Annotated in this window: 16 protein-coding genes; 9 read left to right on the plus strand and 7 right to left on the minus strand. The window is 33.3% G+C overall.

Annotation, left to right across the window (positions count from 1 at the left end; all coding sequences use genetic code 11):
- Positions 1 to 5 precede the first annotated feature (5 nt).
- Complete coding sequence (dxr, locus tag BKH45_RS05895) at positions 6 to 1,097, plus strand: 1-deoxy-D-xylulose-5-phosphate reductoisomerase (protein ID WP_095274560.1); 1,092 nt, start codon at positions 6 to 8, stop codon at positions 1,095 to 1,097.
- Between the two features lie 10 nt (positions 1,098 to 1,107).
- On the opposite strand, the gene dnaJ is transcribed toward dxr, so the two are convergent.
- The gene (gene dnaJ, locus BKH45_RS05900; RefSeq protein WP_095274618.1) at positions 1,108 to 2,265 is read right to left on the minus strand and encodes a molecular chaperone DnaJ; all 1,158 of its coding nucleotides are present in this window, start codon (positions 2,263 to 2,265) and stop codon (positions 1,108 to 1,110) included.
- Between the two features lie 91 nt (positions 2,266 to 2,356).
- Between dnaJ and recR the strand changes: the two genes are divergently transcribed.
- From recR to folE, 6 genes are all read left to right on the plus strand, one after another.
- Entirely contained in the window at positions 2,357 to 2,938 is a 582-nt protein-coding gene (gene recR, locus BKH45_RS05905; RefSeq protein WP_095274561.1) for a recombination mediator RecR, read from the plus strand.
- Between the two features lie 96 nt (positions 2,939 to 3,034).
- Positions 3,035 to 3,349: a c-type cytochrome gene (locus BKH45_RS05910; RefSeq protein WP_095274562.1), complete on the plus strand. Its 315-nt coding sequence runs from the start codon at positions 3,035 to 3,037 to the stop codon at positions 3,347 to 3,349.
- Between the two features lie 30 nt (positions 3,350 to 3,379).
- On the plus strand, positions 3,380 to 4,405 hold the full coding sequence (locus BKH45_RS05915; RefSeq protein WP_095274563.1) for an alanine racemase: 1,026 nt from the start codon (positions 3,380 to 3,382) through the stop codon (positions 4,403 to 4,405).
- A complete protein-coding gene (truD, locus tag BKH45_RS05920; protein ID WP_095274564.1) occupies positions 4,405 to 5,511 on the plus strand; it encodes a tRNA pseudouridine(13) synthase TruD in 1,107 nt (368 codons plus the stop codon). Before BKH45_RS05915 ends, truD begins: the two co-directional genes overlap by 1 nt.
- 50 nt (positions 5,512 to 5,561) lie before the next feature.
- Complete coding sequence (gene htpX / locus BKH45_RS05925; RefSeq protein WP_095274565.1) at positions 5,562 to 6,488, plus strand: zinc metalloprotease HtpX; 927 nt, start codon at positions 5,562 to 5,564, stop codon at positions 6,486 to 6,488.
- A gap of 1 nt (position 6,489) precedes the next feature.
- The gene (gene folE, locus BKH45_RS05930; RefSeq protein WP_095274566.1) at positions 6,490 to 7,038 is read left to right on the plus strand and encodes a GTP cyclohydrolase I FolE; all 549 of its coding nucleotides are present in this window, start codon (positions 6,490 to 6,492) and stop codon (positions 7,036 to 7,038) included.
- Here the strand turns inward: folE and ppa are convergent.
- From ppa to BKH45_RS05950, 4 genes are read right to left on the minus strand one after another with little or no spacing between them, the layout of a single operon-like run.
- A complete protein-coding gene (ppa, locus tag BKH45_RS05935; RefSeq protein WP_095274567.1) occupies positions 7,035 to 7,553 on the minus strand; it encodes an inorganic diphosphatase in 519 nt (172 codons plus the stop codon). The two genes, folE and ppa, sit on opposite strands and share 4 nt — an antisense overlap.
- Before the next feature lie 10 nt (positions 7,554 to 7,563).
- A complete protein-coding gene (locus tag BKH45_RS05940; RefSeq protein ID WP_095274568.1) occupies positions 7,564 to 8,136 on the minus strand; it encodes an adenylate kinase in 573 nt (190 codons plus the stop codon).
- 29 nt (positions 8,137 to 8,165) lie between these two features.
- Positions 8,166 to 9,914 (minus strand): aspartate--tRNA ligase, encoded by a 1,749-nt coding sequence (gene aspS / locus BKH45_RS05945; protein WP_095274569.1) that lies wholly within the window; start codon positions 9,912 to 9,914, stop codon positions 8,166 to 8,168.
- Positions 9,915 to 9,940: 26 nt separating this feature from the next.
- Entirely contained in the window at positions 9,941 to 10,891 is a 951-nt protein-coding gene (locus BKH45_RS05950) for a chemotaxis protein CheW (protein WP_095274570.1), read from the minus strand.
- Between the two features lie 115 nt (positions 10,892 to 11,006).
- Here BKH45_RS05950 and ligA point away from each other — a divergent pair, with 115 nt between their 5' ends.
- Positions 11,007 to 12,980 carry an NAD-dependent DNA ligase LigA gene (gene ligA / locus BKH45_RS05955; protein ID WP_095274571.1) on the plus strand — a complete coding sequence of 658 codons (1,974 nt, stop codon included), beginning with the start codon at positions 11,007 to 11,009 and terminating at the stop codon, positions 12,978 to 12,980.
- A gap of 211 nt (positions 12,981 to 13,191) precedes the next feature.
- On the plus strand, positions 13,192 to 13,458 hold the full coding sequence (locus BKH45_RS05960; protein ID WP_143428388.1) for a hypothetical protein: 267 nt from the start codon (positions 13,192 to 13,194) through the stop codon (positions 13,456 to 13,458).
- A gap of 62 nt (positions 13,459 to 13,520) precedes the next feature.
- Here the strand turns inward: BKH45_RS05960 and BKH45_RS05965 are convergent, their stop codons facing one another.
- Together BKH45_RS05965 and BKH45_RS05970 are read right to left on the minus strand one after the other, a co-directional pair.
- Positions 13,521 to 14,090: a peptidylprolyl isomerase gene (locus BKH45_RS05965; protein WP_095274573.1), complete on the minus strand. Its 570-nt coding sequence runs from the start codon at positions 14,088 to 14,090 to the stop codon at positions 13,521 to 13,523.
- Positions 14,083 to 15,027, minus strand: a complete 945-nt coding sequence (locus BKH45_RS05970) for a tetratricopeptide repeat protein (RefSeq protein WP_180675669.1) — start codon at positions 15,025 to 15,027, stop codon at positions 14,083 to 14,085. Before BKH45_RS05970 ends, BKH45_RS05965 begins: the two co-directional genes overlap by 8 nt.
- Positions 15,028 to 15,046: the final 19 nt, after the last annotated feature.

The raw sequence follows: 15,046 nt of genomic DNA on the forward strand, positions 1-15,046 counted from the left end.
CTTTAATGATATTATTAGGAAGCACAGGTTCTATAGGAGTCAATACATTACAAATCGCTCAAAAGTTTCAAATACCAATAGAATCTTTGAGTGCCGGACGCAATATTGATTTATTGAATGCTCAAATTGCACACTTTCATCCCAAAAAAGTTGCTATTCTAGACCCCAAAGATCGTCTCAAACTCCAACCTAAAAATGCAAAAGTATATACAGGGTCAGAAGGGATTTGTGAGATGATTGCAGATTCTTCTTCGTCTTTGGTTGTCAATGCTTTGGTAGGTTTTGGGGGGCTAAAACCAACATTTACAGCCCTACATTATCACAAAAAACTTGCTCTAGCTAACAAAGAATCTCTTGTAGTAGCCGGTTGGCTGTTAGATACAAGCAAGATTATCCCTATAGATAGCGAACATTTTGGTCTCTGGTATCTTTGCAACAACAAACCAATTAAAAAATTTGTTATCACTGCAAGTGGAGGAGCCTTTAGGGATACACCCCCAAAAGATATTCCTTCAAAAAAAACCGATGAAGCTCTCAAACACCCTAATTGGAAGATGGGCAAAAAAATCACCATTGATTCAGCCACTATGGTCAATAAACTTTTTGAAGTTTTAGAAACTAAATGGCTTTTTGGTATTGATGAGATTGCAGGTTATATTGAACGAAGTTCTCATATACATGCTCTCATTGAATTTATAGATGGAAGTATTACAGCGCATTTAGCTTACCCGGATATGAAACTTCCAATTGCCTATGCCCTAGATCCTAAACAAGCAGCTTTTGATTGTGTAATCCCAAATATCAATCTGGAAAATCTTGCAGCCATCAAATTTGAATCTATTGACGCACAAAGATACCCGCTTTGGAAATTAAAAGATATTTTAATACAAAATCCTCAATTGGGTGTAATTCTGAATGCCAGTAATGAAATTGCAGTTACAAATTTTTTAGAATGTAAAATTAATTTTGGGAAAATTAATTTTATTATTCAAGAAAGTATCAACAAATTCAATGGAGATATTTCTTATCTCAAAAATCAAGAAGACATTTTATATCTTGATAAAGAAGTTCGAAAATTTACTCATACTCTCGTTTAAAAATTCTAAATTATTGCTTTTTTGTTTTGAGTTTCTCTGATTTAAACCAGTTTTTAATCCTCTCAAAGCATTCCTCAAAAAGATTTTTATGCGGTTCGCTTTCATAGCCAAAACTGTTATGAAGTTTCAATAACAACTCTTTTTGTTCTTCATTGAGACTTTTGGGATAAATAATTTTAATAACTGCCACAAGACTCCCGTAAGCATTATGATTGACTTCTTTGACCCCTTCTCCTTTAAATACAAACTTTGATCCATCTTGAGAATTGGCAGGAACATTAAGCTCAAGCTCACCTCGTAAAGAAGGAATTTTGACACTTGCACCCAAAGGAATAGATGTAAAAAATACAGGCACCTCAATATAAACATCACTTCCATCACGTACAAAATAATCATCATGTTCAACAAAAGTTATAATATACAAATCCCCTCTTGATCCATTTTTCAGTTGGTTTCCCTTCCCTATAACCCGCATTCTATTCTCATCATCCATTCCCTCAGGGATATTAACCTCAAAACTTTCTTCTACAAAAACAAAACCTTCTCCATGGCAAATAGAGCATTTTTCTTTAATAACATGCCCTTCCCCCCCACATAAAGAACAAGTTTGAGCAAAAGTCATGAACCCTTGTCTCATAAACACTTGCCCCTTACCGCCACAATCCGGACAAGTTTGTATTTTGCCATCTTTGGCACCTGTTCCATCACATTCTTTACAAAAAGATTTATATTTTGTTTGAATTGTTTTCTTACAACCAAATATAGCTTCTTTGAAACTAATATCCAGTTTATAAAGATAATCAGGAACAAATTTAATTTTTGCTTCTTTCTTTCCGGCACTCCCAAATCCAAAACCAGAGCCAAAGGCTGATTCAAAAATCGATCCCAAATCGCCAAAAATGTCATTCAAATCTCTGCCGCTAAAACCTCTGAATCCATTATTCTCAAGCCCTTCTTTGCCATATCTGTCATAAATTTGGCGCTTAGAATTATCGCTGAGAACTTCGTAGGCTTCATTAATTTTTTTAAACATTTCCTCTGCTTGTTTATCTTCCGGATTTCTATCCGGATGGTATTTAAGAGCCATTTTTCTATAAGCTTTCTTGATTGTTTCTTGATCGCTAGTTTTATTGATTTCTAAGATTTCATAATAATCGAAACTTTCCAAATCCACATCTCCTCATCAAATATTAAAATCCGGAATTCTATCTTAAAAAAGTTTTATTCATTGTTAAAATACCTTCAGATATAATTTAATTATGAAGACTTATAGAAATAATCTAAATCATTTTTTTTCTCTTGTTGAAGCGCTTGAAAAACTTCCAAGTATTGGCAAAAAATCTGCGCAAAGAATGGCCTATACCCTAAGTATTGAAAATAAAAACCTTGCCTTGCAAATTTCTCATTGTATAGAAAATGCTATTGATCATGTATCTAAATGCAGTATATGCGGCGGAGTAAGTGAGAGTGAAATATGCGAAATTTGTTTAGATGAAAATCGTCATAATGGTCAAATCTGTATGGTTTTACATCCTAGAGATATTTTTACTATTGAAGAAATTGGGGATTTCAAAGGAATATATCAAGTAATTAGTGAATTGGAAATGTTTGATTTTATTACCTTAAAAAAACAGATTCAAAAATTTCAAATCAAAGAGATTATTTTTGCCTTCTCCCCTACTCTTGCAAACGACTCAATCATGCTTTTTATCGAACATAACCTGCAAGATTGTGATCTTATTTTTACCAAAATAGCACAAGGAGTTCCAACCGGAATTGGACTGGAAAATATCGATCAACTCTCACTTGCAAGAGCTTTTAGCTCTAGAATTAAACTTTAACTTAGTTTTATCTAAGGTATAACTTTGTAGAATGTTTGCGTGAATTGCTTGCATGATTCAAGCAAGGACAACAAACTAAAGGAAAAAGGAAAGATAATGAAAAAAATATTCATGATCTCATTATTTGGTGCTATAAGTTTGGTGATGGCAGCGCAATCCCCTGCAGCCTTCAAGAAATGTGTAGCTTGTCATGGTGCAAATGGTCAAAAAATCGCTCCAGGTGCTAAAGGAGGTGTAACAATTGCAGGTCTTCCAAAAAATAAATTACTCACTGATCTCAAAGGCTACAAAGCCGGAACAGCTGATAATGGCGGTGCAAAGGCTATTATGTATGGTCAAATGAAAAATGTATCTGATCAAGATATTGAAGCTCTTGCTGATTATATCTCCAAACTTCCGGCTAAAAAATAATTCCATCAGGGGGTTTCCCCTGAAAAATAAATGGCAGAAATACTTATTGATTCAAAAAAATTCAAAAACAATCTTGATACTATTGTTTCTCATATTAAAGACAAAAATAAACTGGCTTTAGTCCTCAAGGATAATGCCTATGGTCACGGATTAGAACAAATAGCACCTTTGGCTTATGCTTATGGTATCAAGAGTGTCTTTGTAAAAAATGAATTTGAAGCCCTTAAAATTGCTAATTTTTTTGATCACATTACAATACTTTATGGGAATTTATCTCCAAATGCTCCAAAAAATATTCATATTACTATCAATTCACTAAAAACTCTTGAAAATTTAGAAAAAAACCAATCCGTAGAACTCAAAGTCAATACAGGAATGAATCGCAATGGAATTTCTCCAAAAGATCTTGGCTTATTTATCGAAAAAATCCAAAGCAAAAATCTCAATCTTTTGGGAGTTTTTACACATAATGGCTATGGAGATGTAGAAAAACAAGATTTTCAAGAAGCTCAAAAAAGATTTTGCCTTATCAAAGAAGAAGTGAGATACTTGTGCCAAAAATTAAGCATCCCTTATCCGAGATTTCATTCATTAAGTTCATCAGGGACACTAAGGAGTGCTGATATTAAAGATGATTTAGTGCGTGTGGGGATTGGGGCTTTTGGTTATCTCACAAATACTTTTTTACTCCCTATTGCTAATTCCCTTAAACCCATTGCCTCTCTTTGGGCAGATAAAATTTGTGAACAATCATTGAAAAAAGGTGCAAAAATTGGCTATGGCGGAAAAAGCATTTTACAAGAGGATGCCATTATTAGCACTTATGATATTGGCTATGGAGATGGATTATTTCGATTAAATGAAAAACATTCTTTATGCACATCTGAAGGTTATCCAATATTGCCTGTTATTTCAATGGATTGCTTTTCTTGTATAAGCACTCAAGAAAAAGTCTGTGTATTTGATGATGCCTCTCATATTGCCAAAATATTTGATACAATTCCTTATGAAGTCCTTACAAGTCTATCTCCTTTTATTAAGCGTTCTATTATTTGATGAATAAAATTTATGCACTCAACCATTCTCCCATAGATTTTCATTTTTCACAAAATCCTAGAGATTTTATGGTCAGAGAATTGCCTCTTTATCCTTTTAGCAACAAAGGAGAGCACCATATTTTAAATATTAGAAAAAAAGGACTTAGCACACTGGAAATGATAAAAATATTTTCTAATATACTTGGTTGTAAAGCAAGTGATATAGGTTATGCGGGCTTAAAAGACAAATCTGCTACAACTTCTCAATATATTTCTATCCACAAAAAATTTACTCAATCTTTAGATTCAAAACTCTCTTTATTAGAAGAAAGAAATATCAAAATTATTACATCTACTTACCATGACAATAAGCTAAAAACAGGGCATCTCAAAGGCAATAATTTTTTCATTCGTCTCAAAAAAATAACTCCATCTGCCTTTATAAAAATGGATTGCATTCTTCAAACTATTCTTCAAAATGGATTGCCCAATTATTTTGGATATCAAAGATTTGGTAAAGATGGCAACAATCATCTTGAAGGAAAAAAAATTGCCCATCAAGAAATGAGATTAAAAAATAGAAAAATTAATGATTTGCTTTTGAGCGCTTACCAAAGCTTTCTTTTTAATCAATGGCTGGGATCCAGAATCAAGCTAAGCAGGATTTTTGATTCTTTTGAAGTCCCGGAAATTTTTCAAGCCTTATGGCTTCAAAATATGCCATTACCTCTTGAACAAATCAAATCTATTAAAAATCAACCACATTTTTTTAAACTTCTGGAAGGTGATATACTCTGTCATTATCCTCATGGGAAAATATTTGGTTTGCAAACCCCTAAAGATATAGAGCGCTTTTATGCCAAAGAAATTGCCCCTACAGGTCTTTTATATGGGCAAAAAATACTTCATGCCACTGCTTTAGCAGGGGAGATTGAAAGGGAATTTGATGATACCAAAATAAAAACAAATGGCTCTAGAAGATTTGCTTGGATTTGGGTAGAAGATCTAAAATATAGATATATTGAAGAAAATGCATGGGTTGAAATGGAATTTTCTCTTCCCAAAGGAAGTTATGCTACGACTCTTATTGAGGAGCTTGCACATAAAAACATTAAAATTGATTAAAAAAATTTTGCAATAATTAAGTACCAACCAAAAACAAGGAAGAAAATTAAATGGATTTCAAAAAAATAATCTCTCAAAATCAGTTCAAAACAAATGCTGTTTTGATCACTTATATTTTGATTTTTATTTTCATTGGTCTATTGGTAGATATTATCAGAATCAATGCTCCTTCTTTTAGCCAAGCATTCATAGAATTAGTTACTTTTCAGATTTTTCCTATCGTAACATTTTGTATGCTTATTGGAGCTTTGGTTATTATTTATTTTTCCATACAGAACTTTACAAGGATCATGCTAGAAGGGAGTGAATACAAGTTAATTGATCCAAGCAAGGTTCTAAGTAAAACTGAGAGACAAATTTATGGCATTTTAGAAGAGCTTATTGATGAATCTCATACTTCTTTTATTCCAAAACTCTATATAATGAATGCTCCTTATATGAATGCTTTTGCGAGTGGTTGGAATGAAAATAATTCCTTAATTGCTCTCACTACTGCATTAATTACAAATTTACAAAGAGATGAACTCAAGGCTGTTATGGCACATGAACTCAGCCACATCAGACATGGGGATATTCGATTAACAATGTGTGTGGGGATATTAAGCAATATTATGCTTTTGGTTACAAACTCTATTGTTTGGATATTTTTAGGAAACAATCGCCAAAAAGGCGCCAATACAGCTAGAATGATTTTGCTTATTCTGCAATTTATTTTGCCCGTATTTACGCTATTTTTGCAAATGTATCTTAGTAGAAGTCGTGAATACATGGCAGATAGCGGGGCAGCATACATCATGGAAGATTCAAGACCTATGATTAGAGCATTACAAAAAATTAGCGGGGATTATAATAGCAATGACTACTCCGAAGTAGATACCAATCCCACAAGAAAAGCAGCATATATTTTTGATGCTTCAGAAACTTTTAGCACCCATCCAAGCATTCAAAATAGAATCAAATCCCTATTAGGAAGATAAAATGTCTTATAAAAATTATTTTGATTATTTTTTCACAAAAATTGGTGAAAACCCTTGTCGCGAAGGACTCAAACAAACTCCAAGCAGAGTAGAACAATCTTGGGATTTCTTATATAGCGGCTACCAACAAAATCCAAAACTTGCGCTAGGAAGTGTATTTAGCGATGGAGCATGTGATGAAATGGTAATACTTAAAAATATCGAATTTTATTCAATGTGCGAACATCATATTCTACCATTTTTTGGACATATTAGCATTGGCTATATCCCGGATAAAAAGGTTGTTGGAATTAGTGCTCTAGCCAAATTAGTAGAAATATATTGCCGAAGACTCCAAATTCAAGAAAAACTCACTACTCAAATTGCAGATACGATTATGGAAGTCCTCGTTCCAAAAGGAGTAATGGTAGTATGTGAAGCCCAACATTTATGTATGAGCATGAGAGGAGTTCAAAAACAAAATGCTCGTATCAATACAAGCGCCATACGTGGTCTTTTCAAATCAGATTCCAAAACACGCTCAGAATTTATGCAGTTATTAAAGTCTTAATGATAGGCTTTAATGGCTTTTTCCAAAATAGCTTGAGCCCTATCTTTTCCTTCAAACCCCTTAACTTTTACCCATTTATTTGGTTCAAGCATTTTATAGGTTTCAAAAAAGTTTTTGATTCTATCTAGCGTAATTTTTGGCAAATCTTGCAATGTTTGAATCAAATCATATTGAGGATCAATCTTACTCAATGGGAGAGCTAAAAGCTTTTCATCCATACCACCTTCATCTTCCATAATCAACACACCAATTAAACGACATTTAATCACGCTACCTGCTTGAAGAGGGTATTCATTGAGCACTAAAATATCTGCAGGATCTCCATCTTCACTTAACGTATTAGGGACAAAACCATAATTAGCAGGATAAAACATTGCGCTATACATAATACGATCAACAACAACAGCTCCACTTTCTTTATCAATTTCATATTTGATATTTGATCCATAAGGGATCTCTATGACCGCATTGATTTTATCAGGATTTTCTCCAACGGGTATTTTTGTTATTTCCATATTTTACTCCTTAAATTTTTGATTGGATAAAAGCTTCCATTTCATTCACAATTGTCTCTATAGTTCTTTCCCCATTAATTTTTTTAAGAATTCCTAATTTTGTATAGAAACTTTGAATTTCCTTAAGGGGGGTGAGATAAACCTTCATTCTATTATTAAACACTTCTACATTATCATCTGCTCCCCTTGCCCTGCCCAATACCCTATCTCTTGCCACAGATTCACTAACTTCTACTTCAATTACATTTATAAGTTGGACTTGAGTTTGAGATTTCAAAACATCATCTAAGGCATTCATTTGTTCAACACTTCTTGGATAACCATCAATCAAAATAACATCTTTAGGGGCGTTTTGAATAGCCCTAAGAATTGTTTTAACTACTATATCCAATGGGACTAAATTGCCCTTGCTTGTAAAACCTTCAATCAACTTTCCTTGTTCGCTCCGACTTGCCACTTCAGCCCTCAACAAATCACCTGTAGAATAATGCACGATTCCATCATCAAAATGCTCTGCAATGAGTTGTGCATCTGTAGTTTTTCCACTCCCCGGTGCCCCAATAATTAAAAATAACTTTTTCATTTTTCTCCCTTCGATGATTTTGTATTTATTCATGTATGATTTGGATTTCTTAAACGAATATGCAATTCTCTCATTTGCTCTTCACTTGCTCTGCTAGGAGCATTTGTAAGCGGACAAGTTGCCTTTTGAGTTTTAGGGAAGGCAATCACATCGCGAATGCTATTTGTTTTTGTTAGCAACATGACCAAACGATCAAGTCCTATCGCAAATCCTCCATGAGGAGGAGCTCCAAAACTCAATGCTTCAAGCAAAAAACCAAATTTATCTCTAGCTTCATTTTCAGTAATATTTAAAATTTCAAAAACTCTTTTTTGTATTTCTTGTTTGTGAATTCTGATACTTCCTCCTCCAAGTTCAACTCCATTTAGCACAATATCATAAGCAACTGATTCAATCTCTTCAACATCTTCTTTATCTAAATTTTTTGGCATTGTAAAAGGATGATGGAGTGCTGAAATTTTTCCTTCGACTCTCTCAAACATAGGAAAATCCACTACCCACAAAAATTCAAAACGATTTGCATCTATCATTCTGTTATCTTGAGCTATTTTGAGACGAAGTCTCCCCATATAATCCCAAACATTTTTTTTCTCCCCTGCTCCAAAGAATACAATATCCCCAACTCTTGCCCCTACCCTTTGAAGTAATATTTTTAAGTTTTCTTCAGAAATAAATTTTACTAAAGGTCCTTTGACCCCATCTTCTTTGACTTGAATATATGCCAAACCTTTTGCGCCAAATTTTTTGACAAACTCCTCTGCCTCACCCAAACTTTTGCGGGTAAAAAAGCTATCCCCCTCCGGTACTCTCAAAGCTTTGAAGCGATTTTTTTTACTCTCTTTAGCAATAGATTTAAAAATTTCATTTGAAGAATCTAAAAATAAATCCCCCACCTCAATAAGCGGCATATCAAAGCGTAAATCAGGTTTATCTGAGCCATAACTTTCCATAGCTTCTTGATATTTCATCTGCCTAAAAGGTGTCTTTACCTCCAAAGAACAAATTGAAAAAATATCTTTAATGAGGTCTTGGGCTACTTCCATCACATCTTCTTGAGTACAAAAACTCATCTCCACATCAATTTGAGTAAATTCAGGCTGTCTATCTGCTCGCAAATCCTCATCACGAAAACATTTTGCAATTTGAAAATATCTATCAAAACCACCTATCATCAAAAGTTGTTTAAAAAGTTGGGGACTTTGAGGTAATGCAAAAAACTCTCCGTCATGGACTCTGCTAGGCACTAAATAATCCCTTGCTCCTTCGGGTGTAGTCTTAGATAAAATAGGTGTTTCCACTTCTATAAACCCCATTTTACTCAAAGTATTTCTTACACATATACTAATATCGCTGCGTGTTTTGAAAATGTGAAAAGACTTTTGAGAGCGTAAGTCTAAATATCTATACTTCAATCTTAGATCCTCATTGACGCTTTCATCATCAATGCCCACCGGAGGAGTAAGGCTTTTGTTTTCAATTATAAGTTCATAAAGTTCAACTTCAATCTTCCCGGTTTTTAACCTTGGATTCTCAAGACCTTCTCCTCTTGCCCTGACCTTTCCCTTGCCAATCAATACATATTCATCACGAACATTTGAAGCTATTTTGTGTGCAGGGGTTGCCGGATCGCAAACTAATTGTATCAACCCGCTTTTATCTCTCAAATCAATAAAAACAACCCCTCCATGATCTCTATAAGTATTGCACCAACCACATAAAACTACCTCTTTGCCAATATCTTTCTCATTTAAATCTGAACATAGATGTGTCCGTAACATTTTTACCTTTTTACCTTTCGTTGAAATTATTTTATATTTTCTAAAAAACTTTTGAGCAATTCTTCAATCTCTATAGGATTTGATTTTGTAATAAACCCATCTGCATGAAGAGTTTGTGCCATTTGTTTATTGGAATCACTACTCATAGAAGAATTGATGATAACAGGAATATGTCTTGTTTGAGGACTTTCTTTTACTCGTTTTAAAACCTCAAAACCTGATACCATAGGCATTTCTAAATCCGTAATAATAGCCCCTACATTTTGGATTGCCCCTTCTGAAAATAAATAATCTAAAAGCATTTTTCCGTTTGGAAATGTAAAGTATTTCAAATCAAGTTTTTCGATAATTTTTTGCAAAGATTTTGCAACCGATTTTGAATCTTCTGCCAATAAAACAATCTTATCGCTATCAATACTCTCAATTGGTTGGAGCTTCAAATCTGAAAAATTATCAAGCATAGGAAAAGCATCTGTTATCATTCTCTCGACATCCAAAATCTGAATCACACAACCATCATCATATTTGGTTGTGGCTGTTACCTTTCCTTCTCCTTCAAGACCATAATCACTCCCCATACTCACCTCTGACCAATTCTTTTGGATAATACGCTTCACTCCCAGTATTTTAAGCCCAACAGTATAATTAGAAAAATTACAAATGACAACCAAACTTTTCTTAGAAGTGATTGAATAGGGTCTTAAATCTCTTTTGGGATCTGCAGAACTGTAATAAAGCCATCTTTTCATATCCACTAAAGGTATAGATTCTCCCCTAACTGTTAAAAATCCAAGCATAATCCCATCATTTTCACCGGCAGTTTCGGTAAATTCTCCATCATAATAGATAATCTCACGAATCTTAAAAACATTCATGGCATATAATTGAGAATCCAAATCCCCATCAAGCGTAAAACATAAAAATTGAACTTCATTATTGAGGTGCAGGGAAGTGGTTTTATCAATATCACTTATCAAAATAACTCCTTCATATATCATTGTTTTTAGTTTAGATTATCTAAAACAATGCCTCAAATCAATGCTATAATATTATCTAAAATACATGGATTTTTATACTATAAATGAGGAATCAATGATAAAAAACTTTGAAGAATATCAAAATTTTACCTCTTTACTTAAAAAAATGGCTTATCATTACTATGTTTTAGACGATCCTATAGCAACAGATGAAGAATATGATACCCTTTATCATCAAATTAAAACTTATGAGGAAAAAAATCCCGGCCAAATTATACCCTCATCGCCCACCCAAAGAGTTGGAAATGGAGTGCTTGAATCTTTCAAAAAGCATAAACACTTAGAAAGAATGTGGAGTTTAGATGATATTTTTGACTCCCAAAAACTTCAAGAATGGATAAATAGAATTTATAAAACTTATCCAAAAGCCAATTTTACTTGTTCTCCTAAATTTGATGGCGTATCATTAAATTTATATTATGACAAAGGGATTTTGCAAACTGCAACAACAAGAGGAGACGGTATTGAAGGGGAGCTTGTTACCCCGCAAGCCAAAACTATCCCATCAATCCCTCTTGAAATTCCCTATCAAAAAGGTATTGAGATTAGAGGAGAGGTAGTGATTACTCGAGAGGATTTTGAGAAAATCAATCAAGAAAGAATACAATCAAAACAAAACCTTTTTGCTAATCCTCGAAATGCAGCTGCCGGAAGTCTTCGACAGCTTGATCCCAAAATTACTGCAGAAAGAAAATTAAAATTCATTCCTTGGGGATTAGGAAAAAATGACATCAAAGAAGGAAGTTTCTTTAAAACAATCAACCAAATCTTACAATATGGCTTTTACCCCACACCTTTTGTCACATTCTGCCCTGATATTCACACAATTCAAAAATTACACGATGAATTAGTTCGTATGCGTCATACATACCCCATTATGCTGGATGGAATGGTGATTATGATTGATAATATCGCAGCGCAAAAACAAATGGGCTTCACTATCAAATCTCCACGCTTCGCATGTGCTTACAAATTTCCTGCTATTGAAAAAAGTTCAAAAATTCTCTCTATCACGCTTCAAGTAGGCAGAACAGGCGTCATAACTCCTGTAGCAGAACTTGAACCTGTTGAAATAGAAGGAGCAACAATTTCTAGAGCAACGCTTCATAACTATTCTGAAATTGAAAAAAAAGATATTAAAATTAAAGATACCGTTATTATTATTCGCAGTGGCGATGTAATCCCCAAAATTATCAAACCTATCACATCCCTTAGAGATGGGACACAAATTGATATTATCAAACCAACTCAATGTCCTGTATGTGGTAGTGAGTTATTGATTGAAGAAATTTTTATTCGTTGTCAAAATCTCTCATGTAAAGCTAGGGTCAAGGAATCTATCATCTATTTTGCCTCCAAAAAAGCACTCAATATTGATGGTTTAGGTGAAAAAATAGTTGAACAATTATTTGAAAATAAAATCATATCAAATATCTTAGATCTCTATTCGCTAGATCTTGAAGAATTACTCAAATTAGAAGGGTGGCAAGAAAAAAAAGCACAAAATCTTTTGCAGTCTGTTAAAAATACTCAAAATATTCAACTATGGCGACTTTTAAATGCTCTTGGAATTGAACATATTGGAGAAGGCGCCAGTAAAAAATTAGCCGCAAACTTTGGTTTAGATATATTTAAAAAAACACATGATGATATAGTTGCCCTAGATGGCTTTGGAAAAGAAATGGCAGCATCTGTCATTGACTTTGGAATTGTCAATAAGATTCTTATTGACAAATTATTTACAATCATTTCTCCACAGGCACCACAAACAACAAATGTTAATATGACAATTTTCACAGACAAAACAATTGTCTTGACAGGGACACTTTCTAAACCAAGAGATCAAATTGCTTCTTTATTGGAATCTTTAGGGGCAAAAATCACTTCCAATGTAAGCAAAAATACTGATTTTATTGTTTATGGCATCAATGCCGGAAGCAAACTTGATAAGGCAAATGCTTTAAAAATAAAAACTCTCAACGAAGAAGAGTTGAATAAAATGCTTAAAGATGAAAATATCATTTTTTGAGTGTTAGTTAAGATTTTAAGCAAAAATGGATGAGAATCATCTTTGACTTATTCAAAAACTCCCCATAAATTAGCGTCCATTGTGATTTCAAAGTTTAGAATATAAAACTACTCTAAAAGATTTCAAAAACAAGATAAATATAAGATAAATCTTGGAATTAACCCTAAAATTACTACAACAAGTTCAAAACAATCAAAAAAGTATAAAAACATTGGATAAAAAAATTACAGACATGGGGGAATTGTTGAGTCAAATTAATGCCGGCATGCTTAATCAGCTAAACCTGATTAAGAAGAATCTTGAATTGCCCACTTCCGACTCAAATATAACTGAAGATTCAAAGAATCCGGTTTCAAAAACTCCCGATACCAAAAATTCTAAAAATACTTCCAAGTCATCTCATTTACCTGTTTTTCAAAAAGATATTTCCAAACAAAAAACTACAAAATTTTATACTCAATTTAAAATTTTCAATTGAAACTTAGTTTGCATTTTGATATTGGCATTATCAAGGATGCCTAAAGACTAAGTGTCTTTTTATTAGTGAGAACAGCCACAGCCTCCACCTCCACCTCCACAACAACCACCTTCTTTATGTCCGTGATGTTCATGATCACCCTCTCCTCCACTACAACCACAACCTCCTCCAACACCCCCACTTATAATTTCTTGCTCTGTAGGTTCTCGTGAATCCAGTACCGTAATATTAAATAAAAGTGTTTTTCCTGCTAAAGGGTGATTATAATCAATCATAACCGTTGTATCATTAAAATCCTTCACCATCACTTGAACTGTTTGTCCATTTTCTCCTTGTCCAAAAAGCGTCATTCCTTTTTCTAAAGCAATTCCTTCAAACTGCTCTTTGGGGACTTCTTGCAAAAAGTCACTTCGATAAATCCCGTAAGCTTCTTCAGGCTTAATTTGTATTTCAAGTTTTTTTCCAATTTCAGCGCCAATGATGGCTTTTTCTAAACCTGTAATAACTTGTCCTGCACCAATTAAAAATTCTAATGGTTTAGAACCAATATTTGAATCTACAACTTCTTTTGTATCAAAATCCATTACTTCATACTCAATAGCTACAACTTTATTGGTCTCTATATTATTCATTTTTTTCCTTTATTTTCATTCGATTTTCTTTAGCTTTTTGGGCTTGCTCACTATTAGGATATAAGTATATCAAAGAATCTAAGAATTTATTGTAATTTGTTAAATCTTTTAAATATCTAAAAGCCCAAGCAGTATGCCATAATAAAACAGGCATATAATTGGCTTTATCATTTGATAAGACGCTTTTTTTATAAAAACCAATAGCATCTTGATATTTTTTCTGTTTGTATGCAATTTCTCCAAGTAAATATAAGCTATAGGCAACCTGGTATTTAGTTTCTACCAGCCATTGAAGCCTTAACTTTGCTCCCTCTAAGTTTTTTTGAGAGTATAATTTTTTAGCATCCTCAAAAATTTCTTTTTGTTTGGAAATATCTTTTTGAAAAACAGGTAAATGAGATGACTTGGAAGTATTTTTAGAATTTTTGGTATCGGGAGTTTTTGAAACCGGATTCTTTGAATCTTCAGTTATATTTGAGTCGGAAGTGGGCAATTCAAGATTCTTCTTAATCAGGTTTAGCTGATTAAGCATGCCGGCATTAATTTGACTCAACAATTCCCCCATGTCTGTAATTTTTTTATCCAATGTTTTTATACTTTTTTGATTGTTTTGAACTTGTTGTTTCAAAAGTTCCAGTAAATCTGATTGTTGTTTCAATGTATTTGAATGCAACTCTTGAAGTGATTGTAGAGATTTAATAGAATTTTCGTGGCTTAATGCAGTATCTAATAAACTCTTGATTTTCAAAGTTTGCCCTTCAAATAAACTTTTAAGCCCATCTTGAAGTTCTTGAAGAGAGATTACTTTATTTTGCAAATCCGCAATAATAGATTCAATATTTTTATTACTTGATTGGAGTGTTTTTAATTCTTTTTTTGTAGCTCCACTTTGAAGTTCAAAAGCAGATGGCTCTGCTTTTAAAAATAGGCAACTCAAACAAAGTAACAAAAACCCG

The sequence above is a fragment of the Helicobacter sp. 11S03491-1 genome (assembly GCF_002272835.1).
GTDB lineage: Bacteria > Campylobacterota > Campylobacteria > Campylobacterales > Helicobacteraceae > Helicobacter_J.

What these genes read in the sequence shown, in the direction of transcription:
- dxr (WP_095274560.1), top strand. Translation starts at nt 6, where the DNA reads ATGATATTATTAGGAAGCACAGGTTCTATAGGAGTCAATACATTACAA.
- recR (WP_095274561.1), top strand. Translation starts at nt 2,357, where the DNA reads ATGAAGACTTATAGAAATAATCTAAATCATTTTTTTTCTCTTGTTGAA.
- BKH45_RS05910 (WP_095274562.1), top strand. Translation starts at nt 3,035, where the DNA reads ATGAAAAAAATATTCATGATCTCATTATTTGGTGCTATAAGTTTGGTG.
- BKH45_RS05915 (WP_095274563.1), top strand. Translation starts at nt 3,380, where the DNA reads ATGGCAGAAATACTTATTGATTCAAAAAAATTCAAAAACAATCTTGAT.
- truD (WP_095274564.1), top strand. Translation starts at nt 4,405, where the DNA reads ATGAATAAAATTTATGCACTCAACCATTCTCCCATAGATTTTCATTTT.
- htpX (WP_095274565.1), top strand. Translation starts at nt 5,562, where the DNA reads ATGGATTTCAAAAAAATAATCTCTCAAAATCAGTTCAAAACAAATGCT.
- folE (WP_095274566.1), top strand. Translation starts at nt 6,490, where the DNA reads ATGTCTTATAAAAATTATTTTGATTATTTTTTCACAAAAATTGGTGAA.
- ppa (WP_095274567.1), bottom strand. Translation starts at nt 7,553, where the DNA reads ATGGAAATAACAAAAATACCCGTTGGAGAAAATCCTGATAAAATCAAT.
- BKH45_RS05940 (WP_095274568.1), bottom strand. Translation starts at nt 8,136, where the DNA reads ATGAAAAAGTTATTTTTAATTATTGGGGCACCGGGGAGTGGAAAAACT.
- aspS (WP_095274569.1), bottom strand. Translation starts at nt 9,914, where the DNA reads ATGTTACGGACACATCTATGTTCAGATTTAAATGAGAAAGATATTGGC.
- ligA (WP_095274571.1), top strand. Translation starts at nt 11,007, where the DNA reads ATGATAAAAAACTTTGAAGAATATCAAAATTTTACCTCTTTACTTAAA.
- BKH45_RS05965 (WP_095274573.1), bottom strand. Translation starts at nt 14,090, where the DNA reads ATGAATAATATAGAGACCAATAAAGTTGTAGCTATTGAGTATGAAGTA.